The following is a 17,995-nucleotide window of genomic DNA, read 5'->3' as shown; positions in this document are numbered from 1 at the left end:
GCGGGCCCTGCGAGCAGGCGCTACGCGCCCAGGTGCCGGTAGCGCCCGCGGAAGTACGTCAGCGGCGCCGAGTCCGGGGCCGGCAGGCCGGCCGTCAGGACCCGGCCGAGGACCAGGGTGTGGTCGCCCGCCTCGACGCGGTTCTCCGTACGGCACTCCAGGGTGGCCAGGGCGCCGGTCAGCAGGGGCGCGCCGGAGGCCTCGCCGCGTACGTACGGCAGGTCGGCGAAGAGCAGCCGGTCGCTGATGCGGCCCTTCATGGCGAAGCGGCCCGCCACCTGGAGCTGGTGGTCGGCGAGCACCGACACCGCCCACAACGGCTGTTCCGCCAGCAGGTCGTCCATCCGGGAGCCCTCGCGCAGGCTCACCAGGACCAGCGGCGGGTCCAGGGACACGGACAGGAACGCGGTCGCCGTCATGCCGGCGTCCTCGCCGCGCGGGCCGTCCGCCGTCAGCGGGGGCTCGTGTGCGGTGATCAGGCACACGCCCGCCGCCAGCCGGGACATCGCGGCCCGGAACTCGTCATTGCTCACCCCCTCAGCATGGGGGGTTCCGTGGGGTGCGGCGGGTACGGGGGTCGTCTTCAGCACGCTGAAACGCTAATCTCGCCCTTCCGCGACGCACATCGGGCGCTGGTCCGAGTCGCGTCCCCGCCCCTTGGCCTAGGCCCGGGCGTATCGTTTGCTCTCGGGAATGTGAGGGAGCGCTCCCAGGCATACAGCAGCCCACTGCGCACCGATATTCACCTGATGTGACTTGACTCACAGAGGGCAAGATTTGTTGACCCTGTGTACCTGCCGCACAGCTCACTGTGATTCAGTGGACGGGACACCGCAACGAAACGCCGATGACAAACCTGGAGTTGCTGTCGAGGTCTCGGGGAGAGCGAGCAATGGAGACCGAGTCGGAGCCGTACGTCCGTCTTGCGACCCTGCGGCAGCTGCACCGGGTGGTGGCCGAGCTCAATACGGCCAGGAGCCTGGCGGACACTCTGCAGACCGTCGTGGACGGCATCGTCGTGGGCCTCGGCTACGAACTCGCCTGTGTCAACCTCGTTCGCCCGGACGGTGATCTCGTCGTCGCCGCCTTCGCGGGCGACCCCGCCGCGGAGGCTCTCATCACCGGCCGCGTCGGCTCCCGCGCCTCCTGGGAGCGCCGCCTGACGATGGGTGAGAACTGGGACGGACTCAGGTTCATCCCGCACACCGAGGGCTGGGTCCTCATGGAGGACGACGTCCCCCAGTGGCACACCGACGGACCCGATCCGCGGTTCGAGGACGAGTGGCACCCCGAGGACCGGCTCTATGCGCCCATGTACGCGTCCGGCGGGGAACTTCTGGGTGTCATTTCGGTGGACAGACCGCGCAACGGGCGCCGGCCCGGCGCCTGGGGCCGCGAAGCGCTCCAGATGTACGCCTTCCAGGCGGCGATTGCGATCAGCAATGCCAGGCTCCGTGCGAACATGCAGCGCGCCCTCGTCCGGCTGGAGCGCGAGCAGCAGGCGCTGCGGGCCAGCGAAGAGTCGTTCCGCCAGGCCTTCGAGTACGCGCCCAGCGGCATGGCCATCGCCGAGATGGGCGGCGACCAGCACGGCCGGCTGCTGCGGACCAACGACGCGCTGTGCCGGCTGCTCGGCCGGCCCGCCTCCGTACTGCGCCGCTACTCCTTCTCCGACCTGGTCCACCCCGAGGACATCGGCACTCTGCTGCGCACCTCCGCCGAGGGCGGCCGCGCCGAGCTGCGCCTGGGCCGCCGCGACGGCACGTATGTATGGGTCTCGCTGCGCAACTCCGTCGTCGCCGACGCCGCCGACGGTCCCCGGTTCCTGCTCACGCACGTCGAGGACATCGAGGAGCGCAAGCGGCACGAGCTGCAGCTCGCCCACCGCGCCAGCCACGACTCGCTGACCGGCCTGCCCAACAGCGCCGAGCTGCGGGCCCGGCTCGGCGCGCGGCTGTGCCGCAGGCCACAGTCCGTACGGGCCACCGCGGTCGAGGCGCTGGACGCGGCCTTCGAGGGGCGCGACGCGTACGACGGGCACCCGGGGCCCGCCGCGGGACACGCCCCCGGGCACGCGGGGCACGACGGGCATCCGGTGGCGGCGGAGGCGGGTGGTGCCGGTGAGCACGGGTTTCACGCCGACGGCCCCGACCGGTTCCAGGGGGCCGATCCCTTCGAGTTCCCCGGCGCGCCGTCGGCCCCGGCGGACGGCCCGTACGACCACCACGTGCACACGGTGGCCCCCGCGACCGACATCGACGACGGTACGAAGGGGCTCGCGGTCCTCTTCTGCGACCTCGACGGCTTCAAGTCGATCAACGACCGGTTCGGGCACCACACCGGCGACGCGGTCCTGATCGAGGTCGCCCGGCGGCTGACGACGGGCGTCAGGGACGGTGACACCGTCGCTCGGCTGGGTGGTGACGAATTCGTCGTCCTGGCCGACGGGCTCGGTGCGGCGGACGCCGCCGACCTGGCCGTCCGGCTGCGCAACGCGATCATCCCGCCGATCAGGGTCGACGGCCGTGCGGTGCGGGTCGGGGCCAGTTTCGGCATCGGCTGGGCCAGCTGCGGGATGTCCGCCGACGAGGTGTTGCGCTCCGCCGACCAGCGGATGTATATCGAGAAAAGGTCCCGGTCAAAGGCCCATCGCAGGGCAGGCTGAGCCGGTCGGCCGCCCGTGGGTGCACGTGTTCGGGGTAGGCTCCCGGGGGTCGAAAGGAGTGACCTGCGATGACGACGCCCGCGAACAACGGCCCGCACGGTGGGGCGAACAAGCCCGAGGACGACGATCCGTTCGGCTACCTCTACGAGGACGGCCGGGCGGCCGGAGCCACACCGCCCGGGCAGGGCGGCGCATACGGCTACCCGGGGCCCGCGGCAGGCGGTCCTTCCGGCGCGCAGCCCGGGGTTCCCCGGACCTCCCACCACCAGGTGCGGACGGTCGGCGAACGCCGGAACGGCGGCCAGCGCGGTCAGGTGCCTGCGCAGCAGCCGCCCTACCAGGCCCAGTACCAGGCCCCGGAAGCCCTCCATGCGGGCGGCTACGGCGTTCCGCAGCAGGCGCAGCCCCCGCAGCACCAGACCCAGGCGGTCGCCCAGCCCGGCGGTCACGGCGGGGGCGGCGGCTCCAGCCGTCGCGGCCTGCTGATCGCGGCGGTCGCGGTGGTCGCCGTGGTCGTGATCGGCATCGTCGCGGCCCTGCAGTTCGGCGACAAGGACAAGGGCAAGGGCAAGAACGACGACACCGCGAACGGCGGCCAGCAGTCGGCCGCCCCGCAGAACCCGGGCAGCCCGACCCCGAGCACGAAGCCCTCGGAGGTCCCGCTGCCCAAGGGCGAGGCGGCCGGCGCGGGCATGTCCATCACGGGCGGCGCGGCCCTGGAGACCACGGTGCCGGGCGCGAAGAGCTCGGGCGGCCAGTACGTCGGCGGGTTCAACCGGCCCGGCGCGGCCGTGACCTGGACCCTGGACGTCCCCAAGGCCGGGAAGTACAAGTTCTACGTCCGGTTCGGCATCCCGGGTGAGGACGCCAACGGCACGCTGACCGTCAACGGCAAGGCCAACGAGGCGCCGATCAGCATGCGCAACTTCGCCAAGTCGCCGAAGGGCGACTGGGAGAAGGGCTGGCAGACCACCTGGGGCCAGGTGAACCTCGAAAAGGGCGCCAACACGATCAAGCTGTCCTGTGAGGCCGGCAACAGCTGCAACGTCAACATCGACCAGCTGTGGCTCGAAAACTTCTAGGACCTAGCCGGCCGTCGTGACCTTCACCGACCCCCGTACCTCCTCGTAGGTGCGGGGGTCGAATTCTCCCGCCACCGGGGCGCGCACCGTGGCCGCCGAGAGGGCGACCGCGCGGGTGAGGCGGGCCGGCCAGTCCAAGCCCTCCGCCAGGGCGGACAGCAGGCCGGCGACCGCGGAGTCACCGGCTCCGGTGGGGTTGCCGGACAGCGGGCGCGGTGGGGCCGCCTGCCAGGTGCCCTCGGCGGTGGCGGCCAGCAGGCCGGCCGGGCCGAGCGAGGTGACCACCGCGTGGGCGCCCCGGCGGCGGGCGTCGCGGGTGGCGGGCAGCGGGTCGCGGGATCCGGTGAGCTCGGCCAGTTCGGCGGCGTTCGGCTTGATGATCTCGGGGCGGGCCGCGACCCCGCGGCGCAGGGCCTCGCCGCTGGTGTCCAGGAGGACCGGGACCCCGGCCGCGCGGGCCGACCGGACGAGCAGCGCGTACGCGCCCACCGGCACGCCCGGCGGGAGGCTGCCGCACAGGGCCACGGCGCGGGCGCCGCGCACGAGGTCCTCGTAGTGCGCCAGGAACCGCGACCACTCCGTGCCGGTGATCACCGGGCCCGGCTCGTTGAACTGCGTGGTGTCGCCGGAGGCGGCGTCGGACACGGCCACCGTGCGGCGGGTGTTGCCGGCGCAGGACACCAGGGAGTCGGCCACGCCCGGGGACCGTGCCAGCAGCCCGCGTACGACGGAGCCCACCGGGCCGCCCGCGAAGCCCGTCGCGGTCACCTCGTGGCCGAGCGCGGCCAGGACGTGCGCGACGTTGATCCCCTTGCCGCCGGCGCGTTCGGCGACGCCGGAGACCCGGTGCGAGGCGTGCGGAAGCAGCCGCGGCACTCGGTACGTGACGTCGAGTGCGGTGTTGAGCGTCACGGTCAGGATCATCGGCACTCCCGGGTCTGTTGCTGCCGGGATCATGCCAAACGCAGGGCGGTCGGCCCAGCCCCGGGGCCGACCGTTTTCCCTGCGTACGGCCGCTTGGCCGTCAGATCGCCGGTCGGGAGGGCGGGCTGACGATCCATTCGCCGCGCCGCATGACGCCCGTGACGTCGAACCCGGCGTCCAGGACGACGAGGTCCGCGTACTTGCCGGGCTCCAGCGAGCCGATCTCGTCGTAGAGGCCGATCAGCTTGGCCGGGTTGGCGGAGATCGCCTGGACCACGGACTCCACCGGCAGCTTGTCGAGGGTCACCGAGCGCTTGAAGGCGGTGTCCAGGGTCAGGGTCGAGCCGGCGATGGAGCCGCCCTCCACCAGCCGTGCCACACCGTGCTTGACCTCGACCTCCAGCGGGCCGAGGTGGTAGGTCCCGTCGCCGAAGCCGGCCGCGTCCATCGCGTCGGTGATCAGCGCCACGCGGTGCGCGCCCGCGTGGTGGAAGGCCAGTTCCAGGGCCGCCGGGTGCAGGTGGGTGCCGTCGTTGATGAGCTCGACGGTGATCCGCTCGTCCTCCAGCAGCGCGGCGATCGGGCCGGGTTCGCGGTGCGCGAGGGGCGGCATCGCGTTGAAGAGGTGGGTGGCCACGGTCGCGCCCGCCTCGATGGCGGCGCGCGTCTGCTCGTACGTGGCGTCCGTGTGGCCGATCGCGGCGATGACCCCGTGCTCGGCCAGCAGCCGTACGGAGTCCAGGCCGCCCGGCAGTTCGGTGGCGAGGGTGAACATGCGGGCGGCGCCGTGCGCGGCGTCGATGAGCTTGCGGACCTCGGCCGGGTCGGGGTCGCGGAGCAGGTCCTCCTTGTGCGCGCCCTTGCGGCAGGGGTTGATGAACGGCCCCTCGAAGTGGATGCCGGCGATCTCGCCCTGCTGGGTCAGCTCGGCGAGCAGGGCTGCGCGGCGGGCCAGTTCGTCCAGGTCCCCGGTGACGGTGGAGGCGATCAGGGTGGTGGTGCCGTGTTCGCGGTGGGTGCGCACGCCCTTGAGGACGTCCTCGGCGGTGCCGGAGGTGAACGAGGCGCCGCCGCCGCCGTGGTTGTGCATGTCGACGAAGCCGGGGACGATCCAGTGCCCGGTCAGGTCGACGGTCGTCGAGCCCTCGTGGGCGCTGCCGGCGATGCGGTCGCCGTCGACGATGACCCTGCCGCCCGCCACCGTTCCGGTCGGCAGCACCACCCTGGCGCCGGAAAGAACAGTGCTGTGCGCGCTTCCGGACATCAGGCAGGTACCTCCGTGGCGAGTAGGTCCCAGGCGAGCAGCCCTGCGCCCAGGCATCCGGCGGTGTCCCCGAGGGCCGCCGGCACGATGTGGGGGAGCCGCTGGAACGTCACGCGCTCCTCCACGGCCGTCCGTAGTGGTGTGAACAAGGTTTCCCCCGCCTCGGCCAGCCCGCCACCGATGATCAGCGTGCGCGGGTCCAGCAGGGTGATCGCGGTGACCAGGCCGTCGGCGAGGGCGCCGACGGCGGCCAGCCAGACCTCCCGGGCGCGCGCGTCACCGGACTCGACGGCCTTGGCGCAGTCCGCGGCGTCGGCCTCGGGGTCGCCGGAGGCGGCCGCCCAGGCGCGGCTGACGGCCGCGGCCGAGGCGAGGGTCTCCAGGCAGCCGTGCTGGCCGCAGCCGCAGGCGGGGCCGCCCGGGCGCACCACGATGTGCCCGATCTCGCCCGCGTAGCCGTGGGCGCCGGCCTCGATGCGGCCGGCGATGCCGATGGCGCCGGCGATGCCGGTGCCGAGCGGGACGAAGAGGAAGCGGTCGGCGCCCCGGCCGGCGCCGATGCGTCCCTCGGCCAGTCCGCCCGTGCGCACGTCGTGGCCGAGGGCCACCGGGATGCCGCCGAGGCGGCTGCTGAGCAGGGCGCGCATCGGTACGTCGCGCCAGCCCAGGTTCGCCGCGTAGACGGCGATCCCGTTCTCGGCGTCGACGATGCCCGGGACGGCGACCCCGGCGGCCGAGGCGGGCCGTCCGAAGCGTTCCCGGCCGGTGGCGAGCAGCTCGGCGGCGAAGTCCTGGATCGTCTCGACGACGGCCTCGGGGCCCCGCTCGCGGCCGGTGGCCCGGCGCGCTTCGTGGAGCAGGGTGCCGTCGCCGGCGACGAGGGCGGCCTTCATCCCGGTGCCGCCCACATCGAGGGCGATGACGTGTTTCACGGGTTTCACAGAGACAGTCTCGCGTGCTCGGCGGGGAAAGGTCTAGTCCATTGAGGGGGATTGTTGAGTGGCCATACAAATTCGGGACCCTGGTGGGGAGCCCGATGTGGACGAGCCGCCAAAGTGGTGTAGACCTTACGTGGATCGTACGTACAACAAGGGGTGGATCGAGAACCGTGAAGGGTCGTTACCTGAGCCTGGCCGCGTCCGGCGCCGCACTGTGCCTGACTGCCGTGACGCTGACGGGCTGCGGAGCCCTCGGCGGACTCACCGGAGACAACGAGGTGACCCTGCGGGTCGTGGCGGCCGACTACGGGGACAATCCGCAGAACTCCTCCGAGGCCTACTGGAAGGACCTCGCCGCGGGCTTCGAGAAGGCCAACCCCGGCACCAAGGTCGAGGTCAGCGTCTACTCCTGGTCCGAGGTCGACGCCAAGGTCGCCGAGATGGTCAAGGCCGGCAAGGCCCCGGACATCGCCCAGATCGGCGCCTACGCCGACTACGCGGCCGCCGACAAGCTGTACTCGGCGGGGGAGCTGCTCTCCGTGAAGACCGAGGCGGACTTCCTGGGGCCGCTCGCGGACGCCGGCAAGGTCAAGCAGGTCCAGTACGGGATGCCCTTCGTGGCCAGCACCCGGCTGCTCTTCTACAACGAGAAGCTGCTGGCCGACGCCGGTGTGATCGGCAAGGACGCCAAGGGCTGGCAGCCGAAGAGCTGGGCGGACCTGGAGGCGGCCGCCAAGAAGCTCAAGACGGCCGGCGTGCCCACCCCCTTCGCGGTGCCGCTGGGCCGCGAGGAGGCCCAGGCCGAGACGATGATGTGGATGCTCGCGGGCGGTGGCGGCTACACCGACAACGAGGAGTCCTACTCGATCGACTCCGCCGACAACGTCAAGGCGCTGGAGTTCCTGCGCGACAAGATGGTCGGCCAGGGGCTGACCGGACCGGTGGAGCCCGGCAAGCTGGACCGCCAGGCCGCCTTCGACGGCTTCACCAAGGGCGAGGTCGGCATGCTCAACGGCCACCCGACGCTGCTCAAGCAGGCCGAGGCCAAGGGCGTGAAGTACGGCATGGTCACGCTGCCCACCTCCGACGGCAGCGAGCAGCCCGCGATGGGCGTCGCGGACTGGGTCATGGCCTTCAAGAACGGCCACCGCGAGCAGTCCGGCAAGTTCCTGGACTTCCTGTACCAGCCGAAGAACGTGACGGCCTTCACCGACAAGTACGACCTGCTGCCCGCCACCACCAGCGGCTACCAGGCCAAGCAGGCGGCGACGGGCGGCTCGGCGCCGCAGCTGAAGCCCTTCCTGACCGCCCTGCCCGGCTCGCGGCTCTACCCGGTCGGCAAGAAGTCCTGGGCGGGCGTCAGCGAGGACATCAAGCAGAACATCGGCAAGACCGTCCAGCCGGGCGGCCAGCCGGCGAAGGTACTGGAGGACATCGCCACGGCGGCCCGGGCGGCGGACCCGCGCTGACCGGAGTCGGCGGGCCGGCGCCGGTGGGCCGGGTGCCGGCGGGCCGGGTGTCAGAGCGCGGCGTTAATCTGGCGGTATGACGGACGAGGGGCAGCTGACGGCCACGGAGGCCGCGGTGCTCGCGTACGAGGGACGCACCTGGCCCGGGCCCGGAGCCAAGGAACGGGCCATCCGGGAAGGACTGGGGATGACCCCCGTCCGCTACTACCAGCTGCTCAACGCGCTGATGGACGATCCGCGCGCGCTGGCCCACGCCCCGGGCACGGTGAACCGGCTGCGCAGGATCCGCGAGGCGCAGCGAGCCCGGCGATAGCCGTAGCCGTCGCCGGGTTGGGCCGTTAGGGTCGTGCGTATGGGGAGCCATCCGCACGACCTGCCGATGCCCGTCACCGCAGCCGGGCGCGAGGGGCTCGAAGCCCTGCTCCGCGCGCCTCGCCGGTCCGTGGTCGCCCTGGACTTCGACGGCACTCTCGCCGACATCGTCCCGGACCCGGACCAGGCCCGAGCCCACTCCGGAGCCGTCCCGGCCCTCTCGGCGCTCGCCCCCGAGGTCGACTCGGTGGCGGTGATCACCGGCCGGCCGGCGGGCGTCGCCGTCCGCTACGGGGGCTTCGCCGGGGTCGACGGGCTGGAACACCTGGTCGTCCTCGGCCACTACGGAGCCGAACGGTGGGACGCCGTCAGCGGCATCGTCCACGCGCCCGCCGAGCACCCCGGGGTGGCGGCGGTACGGGCCGAGCTGCCGGGGTTCCTGGAGTCCATCGGGGCCTGGCGCGGCACCTGGATCGAGGAGAAGGGCCGGGCGCTGGCCGTCCACACCCGGCGGGCGGAGGACCCGGCGGCGGCCTTCGCGGCGCTGAGGGAGCCTTTGGCCGAGCTGGCGGCACGGCACGGGCTGATGGTCGAGCCGGGGCGGGCGGTGCTGGAGCTGCGGCCGCCGGGCATGGACAAGGGCGTCGCCCTGACCGAGTTCCTGGCGGAGCGGGACGCGGAGGCGGTGCTGTACGCGGGCGACGACCTCGGTGACCTGGCCGCGTACTCGGCGGTCGAGAAGCGGAGGGCCGACGGCCTGCCCGGGCTGTTGGTGTGCAGCGGCTCCGCCGAGGTCCCGGAGCTCGCCGCGCGGGCGGACCTGGTGGTGCCGGGCCCGGCCTCGGTGGCTGCCTTCCTGGCCGATCTCGCCAAGGCCCTACAAAACTGACCGTCCGCTGCGGGGGCGCCACCCCCGAACCCCCGGGCGGAGCCCCGGCAACGGCGCCGGGGGCCGGTGCCCGGGCCCCCGCGCGCCTCAAATGCCGGCTGGGCTGAACTCGCTCAGGTCAGGGCCGACAGCTGGGCCGTGAACCAGGCGGCGGGCGGGAGGGCCGTGGCGGCGGCAGCCAGACGCTTCGTGCGCTCCGCACGTTCGGCGGCCGGCATCGACAGCGCCGCGTGCAACGCCTCGGCCGTCTGCGTCACGTCGTACGGGTTCACCGTCAGCGCGTCCTGGCGGAGCTCCTCGTACGCCCCCGCCCCGGTGGACAGCACCAGCACGCACCCCGCCTCCGACACCACCGGGATCTCCTTCGCCACCAGGTTCATCCCGTCCCGCACCGGATTCACCAGCGCCACGTCCGCCAGCCGGTACGCCGCCAGCGAGCGCGCGAAGTCGTCCTTCACCGACACCAGCACCGGCTGCCAGTCCTGCGTGCCGAACTCCGCGTTGATCTCCGCCGCCAGGCCCGCCACCGCGTCCGTGTAGTCCCGGTACACCCTCAGGTCCTGCCGTGACGGGTACGCCGAGGCCAGGTGCACCACCCGGCCCCGCCACCGGGGGTGTTCCGTCAGCAGCTCCCGGTAGGCCAGCAGGCCGCGCAGGATGTTCTTCGACAGCTCCGTGCGGTCCACGCGGACGATGGTCTTCAGGCCGTCGACCTCCGCCCGCAGCTCCGCCAGCTTGGCGTCCACCTCCGGCCGGTCCGCCAGCGCCCGCAGCTCGTCCCCGTCCACGCCCAGCGGGTACGCCCGTACCCGGGTCGTGCGGGCCGGCCACACCGAGTACCGGCGGTGCTCCACCACCGAGTCTTCCTGCACCTCGGCCCGGCCCCACGCGTCGTCCAGCTCCGCCGACGCCAGGAACTCGGCCGCCCAGGCCTCGGTGTGGAAGCCCAGCACGTCCGCGCCGAGCATGCCCCAGAGCAGCGTCTCGCGCACCACGTCCGGCAGCATGGCGAGGTAAGCGGGCGAGGCCCACGGGGTGTGCGTGAAGTGCGCGATCCGCAGGTCGGGTCGGAGCGCCCGCAGCAGTCCGGGCACCAGGGCCAGGTGGTAGTCCTGGACCAGGACCCGCGCGCCCTGCGCCGCCTCCTCGGCCAGCGCCTCGGCGAAGGCCTGGTTGTAGCGCTCGTACGACTCCCACTGGCGGCGGAACGCGGCGTCGAAGACCGGCTCGCGCGGGATGTCGTACAGGTGGTGGTGGGTGAACCACAACACGGAGTTGGCGATGCCGTTGTACGCGTCGTCGTACATCGTGGGATCGATGTCCAGCATCCGGACGCCCGGCTCGGCCTCGCCCCGGCGGACCGCCTCCCGGTCCGCGTCCGACAGGGCCGCGCAGATCCACAGCGTCTGCGGCTGCTCCGCGAGGGCGGCGGAGAGCCCGGAGACGAGACCGCCCCCGCCGCGCCGGGTGCTGAGCGTCCCGTCCTCGGCGAGGGCGTAGGAGAGGGGGCCGCGGTTCGCTGCTACGAGTACCTGGTAAGCCATGCGGCCAACCTAGCCCGGCTTGGCCCTGCTCAAACCGTATGATCGCTCAAGCCACGCGACGCAGCGCGTACTCCTTGATGCCCGCCATCGGCGGCCGCTCCTCCGTGTCCACCGGGTACGTCCGCGGCGCGAAGCCCTCCGGCCCGCGCTCGAACTGGGTCAGCTCCGGCCGTACGAGGTGCCCGCGCGAGAGCCGCACCTGGGCGGTGCGGTAGATCGCCGCGGCCATCCGGCCCAGCGCCTGCCCGTCCTGATGGCGGTGGACCCGCACGCCCACGTCCACCTGGGCCAGCGCGTCCAGCCCGACCGTGTGCAGCGCGTCGACCAGCAGGCCCAGCTCGACCCCGTACCCGACGGGGAACGGCAGCCGTTCCAGCAGGGAGCGGCGTACGGCGTACTCGCCGCCCAGCGGCTGGACGAAGCCGGCCAGCTGCGGCCAGTGGAGGTTGAGGAGCGGGCGGGCGACCAGCTCGGTGACCCGGCCGCCCTGGCCCGGGGTGTCCCCGAGCGGGCGGTCGTACATCGCCTTGACGAACTGCACGCCCGGGTCGGTCAGCAGCGGGCCCAGGATCCCGGAGACGAAGGCGGCGTTGAAGTCCCGCAGGTCGGCGTCGACGAAGCAGACGACGTCCCCGCCGGTGACCAGCAGCGAGCGCCACAGCACCTCGCCCTTGCCGGGCAGTGGCGGGATGCGCGGCAGCACGTCGTCACGGTGCACCACCCGGGCCCCGGCCTTCGCCGCGACCTCCGCGGTGCGGTCGGTGGAGCCCGAGTCGACGACGACCAGCTCGTCGACCAGGGGGACGGGCAGTCCCTCGATCAGCTCACGCCGGATGACCTCGACGATCGCGCCGACCGTCGCCTCCTCGTCCAGCGCGGGCAGCACCACGCTGACCGTGGTCCCGGCCGCCCGTTTCCGTTCGAGCAGCTGGTCGAGCGGTCGGTCGGCGGCGGACCAGGAGCGGTCGGCCAGCCATCGCTCCACCTCTTCCAGCACCCTCAGTACTCCCTGCTCGTCGGCGATATTCGCCGGTATGTGATCCATCTCGCGGTTCGGACGGCTGTCTCAACCGCCCGGGCCTTCGGTTACAGTCTTGAACAACGCGAAGGACCACCGCATGCCGGGGGTCCCCGCGAACAAACGCACCGGCGCGCCACAGAGCGCGTGTGCCGGTGCCATACCGCTCATCCAGAGGGGCAGAGGGACACGGCCCGTTGAAGCCCCGGCAACCCTCCAGTCGGTTCTCGCGATCGCTCGTCAGCGACATCAGCGAGGTCCCCGGCTAGGGAAGGTGCCAATTCCGTCTCATGGCGAAGTGCGCCATGGGGAAGATGAGGAGAAAGGGCCTCGCCATCATGGCTGCACAGACTGTCGCCACCTCTGTTGATCTCGGACCTGCCACCGGCCTTTCCTGTCGTGAGTGCAGTACCCGCTTCGAGCTCGGCCCCATCTTCGCGTGCGCCGAGTGTTTCGGACCGCTGGAAGTCGCCTACGACCTCCCGACCGGTGACCCCGAAGCCCTGCGCGCCGCGATCGAGGCCGGCCCCAACAACATCTGGCGGTACGCCCCGCTGCTGCCCGTCCCCGCGGACGTGGCCTCCAAGCCCAGCCTGAACCCCGGCTTCACCAAGCTCGTGGACGCGGCCAACCTGGCCAAGGAGCTCGGCGTCACCGGCAAGCTCTACGTCAAGGACGACTCCGGCAACCCGACGCACTCCTTCAAGGACCGCGTCGTGGCCATCGCCGTCGAGGCCGCCCGCGCCTTCGGCTTCACCACCCTGTCCTGCTCCTCGACCGGCAACCTGGCCGGCGCCGTCGGCGCCGCGGCCGCCCGGGCCGGCTTCCGTTCCTGCGTGTTCATCCCGCACGACCTGGAGCAGGGCAAGGTCGTCATGGCCGGTGTGTACGGCGGCGACCTGGTCGGCATCGAGGGCAACTACGACGACGTCAACCGCTTCTGCTCCGAGCTCATCGGCGACCCGCTGGGCGAGGGCTGGGGCTTCGTCAACGTCAACCTGCGCCCGTACTACGGCGAGGGCTCCAAGACCCTGGCGTACGAGATCTGCGAGCAGCTCGGCTGGCAGCTGCCCGACCAGATCGTGATCCCGATCGCGTCCGGTTCGCAGCTGACGAAGATCGACAAGGGCCTGCAGGAGCTGATCAAGCTCGGCCTCGTCGAGGACAAGCCGTACAAGATCTTCGGTGCCCAGGCCGAGGGCTGTTCCCCGGTGTCGACCGCCTTCAAGGCCGGTCACGACGTGGTCCGTCCGCAGAAGCCGAACACCATCGCCAAGTCGCTGGCCATCGGCAACCCGGCGGACGGCCCGTACGTCCTGGACATCGCCCGCCGCACCGGTGGTTTCGTCGAGGACGTGACGGACGAGCAGGTCGTCGAGGCCATCAAGATCCTGGCGCAGACGGAGGGCATCTTCGCGGAGACCGCGGGCGGGGTGACCGTCGGTGTGACGAAGAAGCTCATCGAGAACGGGCAGCTCGACCCGACGCTGACCACCGTCGTCCTCAACACCGGTGACGGACTCAAGACCCTGGAGGCGGTGGCCGCGGAGAGCGGGCAGACCGCCACCATCCGCCCGAGCCTGGACGCGTTCCGCGCCGCCGGCCTGGCCTGATCTTCCTCCCTCTGCACCCGGAAAGGCAGTAGCGCCATGAGCGTCAACGTCCGCATCCCCACCATCCTGCGCACCTACACCGGCGGCGCCGCCGAGGTCCCGGCCGAGGGCGCGACCCTCGCCGAGGTCATCGAGTCCCTGGAGAAGAGCCACCCGGGCATCGCCGCGCGCGTCCTGGACGACCAGGGCAAGCTGCGCCGCTTCGTGAACGTGTACGTCAACGACGACGACGTGCGCTTCGAGGGCGGGCTGCAGGCGGCGACGCCGGACGGCGCCGGCGTTTCGATCATTCCGGCCGTCGCGGGCGGCTGCTGACTCCCCGGATCTCCGGGGTCACCGCCCAGGTGACACGCGCAAACCGAAATTGCCCCCTCCGCTAAAAGCGGAGGGGGCAATTCTGCTTGATTGGGCGCGGTAGGGTTGGGGAAGTCCCCTCCGCTGTTCTTGCCCCCTGCATATGAACGGGCCGCGCAAGGGTCGACATCGGGCCAACATGCGAGTGCGGTATGGGGCTTTGGCGAGATATGCCCGGCCCGAGTTGCCCGGGAGTATGGCAAATTTTCACTCTATTTCAATGTTTCTCGGTGTCCAGAATTCTCATCGGATTGACCTGTTGCAGACAGCATCCGCGCAGATACATTCAGCCTCGGTCGACGCGTTCCGACGCAAGTTCTGACCCGGGATCGCGAAGTGCGTTCCTGCGCAAGGGCCAGTAATAGGGGAGTTAGGCATGGCTCAGGGCACCGTCAAGTGGTTCAACGCGGAGAAGGGCTACGGCTTCATCGCGGTCGACGGTGGTGCGGATGTGTTCGTCCACTACAGCGCCATCCAGATGGACGGGTACCGCACCCTTGAAGAGGGTCAGCGGGTCGAGTTCGAGATCTCGCAGGGCCAGAAGGGTCCGCAGGCGGACATGGTCAAGCTCGCACTCGGCTAGTCCTGGCGCGATCGACCGCCGACGCGACGTGTTCATCGAAGACCTTGAACACCACGAGGGGCCCACATCCCGGACACGGGATGTGGGCCCCTCGTGCGTACGCCCCGGTAGTGGCGGCGCTTCTTCGAAGCCGCTTGCACTCTCGGGGGTCGAGTGCTAATCATTGGCGTTAGCACTCTCCTGGTGAGAGTGCTACTGAAACGAGGACCGGGTCGGTGAGGCCCGCAGGGTTCGGTGGGAAGGAACCGCCGGACTCGCAGGCCGTCCGTCGCGGGCGCGGGCGCGGTCCTGGGAGCAATCCACCGCTGTCCGGGAGGACCACTTCAGATGGCCAAGATCATTGCGTTCGACGAGGAGGCCCGCCGCGGCCTCGAGCGTGGGATGAACCAGCTCGCCGACGCCGTCAAGGTCACCCTTGGCCCCAAGGGTCGCAACGTCGTCCTTGAGAAGAAGTGGGGCGCCCCCACGATCACCAACGATGGTGTCTCCATCGCCAAGGAGATCGAGCTCGAGGACCCGTACGAGAAGATCGGCGCCGAGCTGGTCAAGGAAGTCGCCAAGAAGACGGACGACGTCGCCGGCGACGGTACGACCACGGCCACCGTCCTGGCCCAGGCGCTCGTCCGCGAGGGCCTGCGCAACGTGGCCGCCGGTGCCAACCCGATGGCCCTCAAGCGTGGTATCGAGAAGGCCGTCGAGGCCGTCTCCGCCGCCCTGCTCGCCCAGGCCAAGGATGTCGAGACCAAGGAGCAGATCGCTTCGACGGCCTCCATCTCCGCCGCCGACACCCAGATCGGCGAGCTCATCGCCGAGGCCATGGACAAGGTCGGCAAGGAAGGCGTCATCACCGTCGAGGAGTCCCAGACCTTCGGTCTGGAGCTGGAGCTCACCGAGGGCATGCGCTTCGACAAGGGCTACATCTCGGCGTACTTCGCCACCGACATGGAGCGCATGGAGTCGTCCCTCGACGACCCGTACATCCTGATCGTCAACTCCAAGATCGGCTCGGTCAAGGACCTGCTGCCGCTCCTGGAGAAGGTCATGCAGTCCGGCAAGCCGCTGCTGATCATCGCCGAGGACGTCGAGGGCGAGGCGCTCTCCACCCTCGTCGTCAACAAGATCCGCGGCACCTTCAAGTCCGTCGCCGTCAAGGCCCCGGGCTTCGGTGACCGCCGCAAGGCCATGCTCGGTGACATCGCCATCCTCACGGGCGGCACGGTCATCTCCGAGGAGGTCGGCCTCAAGCTGGAGAACGCCGGTCTCGACCTGCTCGGCCGCGCCCGCAAGGTCGTCATCACCAAGGACGAGACGACCATCGTCGACGGTGCCGGTGAGAGCGACCAGGTCCAGGGCCGCGTCAACCAGATCCGCGCCGAGATCGAGAACTCCGACTCGGACTACGACCGCGAGAAGCTCCAGGAGCGCCTCGCGAAGCTGGCCGGCGGCGTGGCCGTCATCAAGGCCGGCGCCGCGACCGAGGTCGAGCTCAAGGAGCGCAAGCACCGCATCGAGGACGCCGTTCGCAACGCGAAGGCGGCCGTCGAGGAGGGCATCGTCGCCGGTGGTGGCGTGGCCCTGCTGCAGGCCTCCGCGGTCTTCGAGAAGCTGGAGCTCGAGGGTGACGAGGCGACCGGCGCCAACGCCGTGAAGCTCGCGCTGGAGGCCCCGCTCAAGCAGATCGCCGTCAACGGTGGTCTCGAGGGTGGCGTCGTCGTCGAGAAGGTGCGCAACCTGCCGATCGGTCACGGCCTCAACGCCGCGACCGGCGAGTACGTCGACATGATCGCCGAGGGCATCATCGACCCGGCGAAGGTCACGCGCTCCGCGCTGCAGAACGCCGCGTCGATCGCCGCGCTGTTCCTGACGACCGAGGCCGTCATCGCCGACAAGCCCGAGAAGGCCGGTGCCCCCGCGGGCGGCGGCATGCCGGGTGGTGACATGGACTTCTGATCGACCCCGGCTCCGGCCACTGGTTGATCGGCTGTTCTCGAACGAGGGCGGCACCCCGACGGGGGTGCCGCCCTCGGGCGTTCGCGGCGGGCTCAGAAGCCAGTGGTGTCGATCGCGAAGCCGAACGGCTCGGGGACGTGCAGGGCCTTGCCGAAGGACACTGTCGTACGGGAGCGGTATCCGTGCGGGGAAGGCTCCCAGAAGCAGGTGATCTCCGAGTCCTGCATGTCGACGACCACATAGACCGGTACGAGCCGGCCGTACACGTGAACTCGCCGACGAGCGACAGGGCCGCGCCGTCCGCGTGCCGGCCCTCGCTCTCGAAGGCTGATTCGTCCGCCACGAAGAGGTCGGGCCCGTACGCGCGCTCCGCTGCCGAGAACCGGAAGAAGAAGGGCGCGATCTCCGCGATGTGCCCCTCGGGTGCGTGGGCCTGGAACTGTTCGCGCAGCGCACGCATGCGACGCAGATAGCGCAGCGTGGAAAACGGCGACACGATGATCTTCCCCCGGATGAGCTCGGCCTTGAAGCCGTCTGGCGTGTCCATCTCCTCGACGGTGCGCAGGAGCGTCTCGAAAGTCGGCGGTGCCGCCTGCTCTATCGGTGTGGCCCGTTCGCTCATGATCGTCACCGTTGTCCTCCCAGTGGCGTGCCGTGCACTGGGCGTGAGCCCCGTTCCAGGCTAGCGGCGCGTGGGCGGTCGCGCCCGGGTGCCGAGACGGAGCACCACCGATCGGGGGGCTTTGGTTGACTGGAGGCATGACCGACCTCTTCGTCAAGATCTGCGGGCTCAAGACCGTGCGGGACGTCGATGCCGCCGTGGCGGCCGGGGCGGATGCCGTGGGGTTCGTGTTCGCGCCCGGCAGCCCGCGTACGGTCGATGCCGCCACCGCGCGGGAGCTCGCCGCGCGGGTGCCGGACGGCGTGCTCACCGTCGGGGTGTTCCGGGGGCAGTCGGTGGCGGAGGTGCGCCGGTTCGCCGAGGAGAGCGGGGTGCGCGGCGTGCAGCTGCACGGCGAGGAGGGCCCCGAGGACTTCGCGGCGCTGCGCGCCGAGGGCCGGACCCTGCTGCGGGCCACCGCCGAGCACGTGAAGCGCTGCGGTGAGTACGGTGAGGACCTGCTGCTGCTGGACGCGCCCGACCCGGGCTCCGGCAAGCCGTGGAACTGGGGCTCGGCCGACTTCACCGCGCCGGACGGGCGCTGGCTGCTCGCGGGCGGGCTGACCCCGGGCAACGTACGGAAGGCGCTCGCGGCCACCGGGGCGTGGGGCGTGGACGTGTCCAGCGGGGTGGAGCGGGAGCGCGGCGTGAAGTCGCCGGAGCTGATCCGCGCCTTCATCGAGGCGGCCAGGAGCTAGCCCCTGGCCGGGTCGGTCGACGGCGGGCCGT

The 17,995-nt window shown here is 71.3% G+C and carries 17 protein-coding genes and 1 riboswitch; of the genes, 10 read left to right on the top strand and 7 right to left on the bottom strand.

Annotated features, from left to right (window positions below; translation table 11 throughout):
• Positions 1–20: 20 nt before the first annotated feature.
• Positions 21–590 carry a flavin reductase family protein gene (locus ACGFZK_RS26245; RefSeq protein WP_393851308.1) on the bottom strand — a complete coding sequence of 190 codons (570 nt, stop codon included), beginning with the start codon at positions 588–590 and terminating at the stop codon, positions 21–23.
• Between the two features lie 302 nt (positions 591–892).
• Here ACGFZK_RS26245 and cdgB point away from each other — a divergent pair, with 302 nt between their 5' ends.
• Entirely contained in the window at positions 893–2,665 is a 1,773-nt protein-coding gene (cdgB, locus tag ACGFZK_RS26240) for a diguanylate cyclase CdgB (RefSeq protein ID WP_393851307.1), read from the top strand.
• A gap of 68 nt (positions 2,666–2,733) precedes the next feature.
• Complete coding sequence (locus ACGFZK_RS26235; protein WP_393851306.1) at positions 2,734–3,747, top strand: CBM35 domain-containing protein; 1,014 nt, start codon at positions 2,734–2,736, stop codon at positions 3,745–3,747.
• A 3-nt stretch (positions 3,748–3,750) separates the two neighbouring features.
• Here the strand turns inward: ACGFZK_RS26235 and ACGFZK_RS26230 are convergent, their stop codons facing one another.
• From ACGFZK_RS26230 to ACGFZK_RS26220, 3 genes are all read right to left on the bottom strand, one after another.
• Entirely contained in the window at positions 3,751–4,671 is a 921-nt protein-coding gene (locus tag ACGFZK_RS26230; protein ID WP_393851305.1) for a 1-phosphofructokinase family hexose kinase, read from the bottom strand.
• A gap of 100 nt (positions 4,672–4,771) precedes the next feature.
• Entirely contained in the window at positions 4,772–5,935 is a 1,164-nt protein-coding gene (gene nagA / locus ACGFZK_RS26225) for an N-acetylglucosamine-6-phosphate deacetylase (protein WP_393851304.1), read from the bottom strand.
• The gene (locus tag ACGFZK_RS26220; protein ID WP_393851381.1) at positions 5,935–6,867 is read right to left on the bottom strand and encodes an ROK family protein; all 933 of its coding nucleotides are present in this window, start codon (positions 6,865–6,867) and stop codon (positions 5,935–5,937) included. Before ACGFZK_RS26220 ends, nagA begins: the two co-directional genes overlap by 1 nt.
• A 176-nt stretch (positions 6,868–7,043) precedes the next feature.
• Here ACGFZK_RS26220 and ACGFZK_RS26215 point away from each other — a divergent pair, with 176 nt between their 5' ends.
• The 3 genes from ACGFZK_RS26215 to otsB all read left to right on the top strand — a co-directional run bounded on the left by ACGFZK_RS26215 (position 7,044) and on the right by otsB (position 9,543).
• Positions 7,044–8,342 (top strand): ABC transporter substrate-binding protein, encoded by a 1,299-nt coding sequence (locus ACGFZK_RS26215; RefSeq protein WP_393851303.1) that lies wholly within the window; start codon positions 7,044–7,046, stop codon positions 8,340–8,342.
• A 76-nt stretch (positions 8,343–8,418) separates the two neighbouring features.
• Positions 8,419–8,655, top strand: a complete 237-nt coding sequence (locus ACGFZK_RS26210) for a DUF3263 domain-containing protein (RefSeq protein ID WP_030031449.1) — start codon at positions 8,419–8,421, stop codon at positions 8,653–8,655.
• 39 nt (positions 8,656–8,694) lie between these two features.
• Positions 8,695–9,543, top strand: a complete 849-nt coding sequence (gene otsB, locus ACGFZK_RS26205) for a trehalose-phosphatase (protein WP_393851302.1) — start codon at positions 8,695–8,697, stop codon at positions 9,541–9,543.
• Positions 9,544–9,656: 113 nt separating this feature from the next.
• Here the strand turns inward: otsB and ACGFZK_RS26200 are convergent, their stop codons facing one another.
• On the bottom strand, positions 9,657–11,087 hold the full coding sequence (locus tag ACGFZK_RS26200; RefSeq protein ID WP_393851301.1) for a trehalose-6-phosphate synthase: 1,431 nt from the start codon (positions 11,085–11,087) through the stop codon (positions 9,657–9,659).
• A 46-nt stretch (positions 11,088–11,133) separates the two neighbouring features.
• Positions 11,134–12,084: a glucosyl-3-phosphoglycerate synthase gene (locus ACGFZK_RS26195; protein ID WP_393851380.1), complete on the bottom strand. Its 951-nt coding sequence runs from the start codon at positions 12,082–12,084 to the stop codon at positions 11,134–11,136.
• Positions 12,085–12,269: 185 nt separating this feature from the next.
• Positions 12,270–12,426: riboswitch (SAM riboswitch) on the top strand.
• A 17-nt stretch (positions 12,427–12,443) separates the two neighbouring features.
• On the opposite strand from ACGFZK_RS26195, the gene thrC reads away from it, so the two are divergent.
• From thrC to groL, 4 genes are all read left to right on the top strand, one after another.
• The gene (gene thrC / locus ACGFZK_RS26190) at positions 12,444–13,718 is read left to right on the top strand and encodes a threonine synthase (RefSeq protein WP_393851300.1); all 1,275 of its coding nucleotides are present in this window, start codon (positions 12,444–12,446) and stop codon (positions 13,716–13,718) included.
• A 36-nt stretch (positions 13,719–13,754) separates the two neighbouring features.
• Positions 13,755–14,033: a MoaD/ThiS family protein gene (locus tag ACGFZK_RS26185; RefSeq protein ID WP_030387325.1), complete on the top strand. Its 279-nt coding sequence runs from the start codon at positions 13,755–13,757 to the stop codon at positions 14,031–14,033.
• A gap of 415 nt (positions 14,034–14,448) precedes the next feature.
• Complete coding sequence (locus ACGFZK_RS26180) at positions 14,449–14,655, top strand: cold-shock protein (RefSeq protein WP_030009783.1); 207 nt, start codon at positions 14,449–14,451, stop codon at positions 14,653–14,655.
• A 327-nt stretch (positions 14,656–14,982) separates the two neighbouring features.
• Positions 14,983–16,605, top strand: a complete 1,623-nt coding sequence (gene groL, locus ACGFZK_RS26175) for a chaperonin GroEL (protein ID WP_393851299.1) — start codon at positions 14,983–14,985, stop codon at positions 16,603–16,605.
• 92 nt (positions 16,606–16,697) lie between these two features.
• On the opposite strand, the gene ACGFZK_RS26170 is transcribed toward groL, so the two are convergent.
• Positions 16,698–16,871, bottom strand: a complete 174-nt coding sequence (locus ACGFZK_RS26170) for a hypothetical protein (protein WP_393851298.1) — start codon at positions 16,869–16,871, stop codon at positions 16,698–16,700.
• 493 nt (positions 16,872–17,364) lie between these two features.
• Between ACGFZK_RS26170 and ACGFZK_RS26165 the strand changes: the two genes are divergently transcribed.
• Positions 17,365–17,964 (top strand): phosphoribosylanthranilate isomerase, encoded by a 600-nt coding sequence (locus tag ACGFZK_RS26165; protein WP_393851297.1) that lies wholly within the window; start codon positions 17,365–17,367, stop codon positions 17,962–17,964.
• Positions 17,965–17,995: the final 31 nt, after the last annotated feature.

This window comes from Streptomyces sp. NPDC048257 (assembly GCF_043201855.1).
In the GTDB taxonomy this organism is placed as follows: Bacteria; Actinomycetota; Actinomycetes; order Streptomycetales; family Streptomycetaceae; genus Streptomyces.
Note: the sequence above shows the minus strand (reverse complement) of the source record. Positions and strands in the feature narration are given on the sequence as shown.

Coding starts and splice junctions, on each gene's coding strand:
- cdgB (WP_393851307.1), top strand. CDS start 893: ATGGAGACCGAGTCGGAGCCGTACGTCCGTCTTGCGACCCTGCGGCAG.
- ACGFZK_RS26235 (WP_393851306.1), top strand. CDS start 2,734: ATGACGACGCCCGCGAACAACGGCCCGCACGGTGGGGCGAACAAGCCC.
- ACGFZK_RS26230 (WP_393851305.1), bottom strand. CDS start 4,671: ATGATCCTGACCGTGACGCTCAACACCGCACTCGACGTCACGTACCGA.
- nagA (WP_393851304.1), bottom strand. CDS start 5,935: ATGTCCGGAAGCGCGCACAGCACTGTTCTTTCCGGCGCCAGGGTGGTG.
- ACGFZK_RS26210 (WP_030031449.1), top strand. CDS start 8,419: ATGACGGACGAGGGGCAGCTGACGGCCACGGAGGCCGCGGTGCTCGCG.
- otsB (WP_393851302.1), top strand. CDS start 8,695: ATGGGGAGCCATCCGCACGACCTGCCGATGCCCGTCACCGCAGCCGGG.
- ACGFZK_RS26200 (WP_393851301.1), bottom strand. CDS start 11,087: ATGGCTTACCAGGTACTCGTAGCAGCGAACCGCGGCCCCCTCTCCTAC.
- thrC (WP_393851300.1), top strand. CDS start 12,444: ATGGCTGCACAGACTGTCGCCACCTCTGTTGATCTCGGACCTGCCACC.
- ACGFZK_RS26185 (WP_030387325.1), top strand. CDS start 13,755: ATGAGCGTCAACGTCCGCATCCCCACCATCCTGCGCACCTACACCGGC.
- ACGFZK_RS26180 (WP_030009783.1), top strand. CDS start 14,449: ATGGCTCAGGGCACCGTCAAGTGGTTCAACGCGGAGAAGGGCTACGGC.
- groL (WP_393851299.1), top strand. CDS start 14,983: ATGGCCAAGATCATTGCGTTCGACGAGGAGGCCCGCCGCGGCCTCGAG.
- ACGFZK_RS26165 (WP_393851297.1), top strand. CDS start 17,365: ATGACCGACCTCTTCGTCAAGATCTGCGGGCTCAAGACCGTGCGGGAC.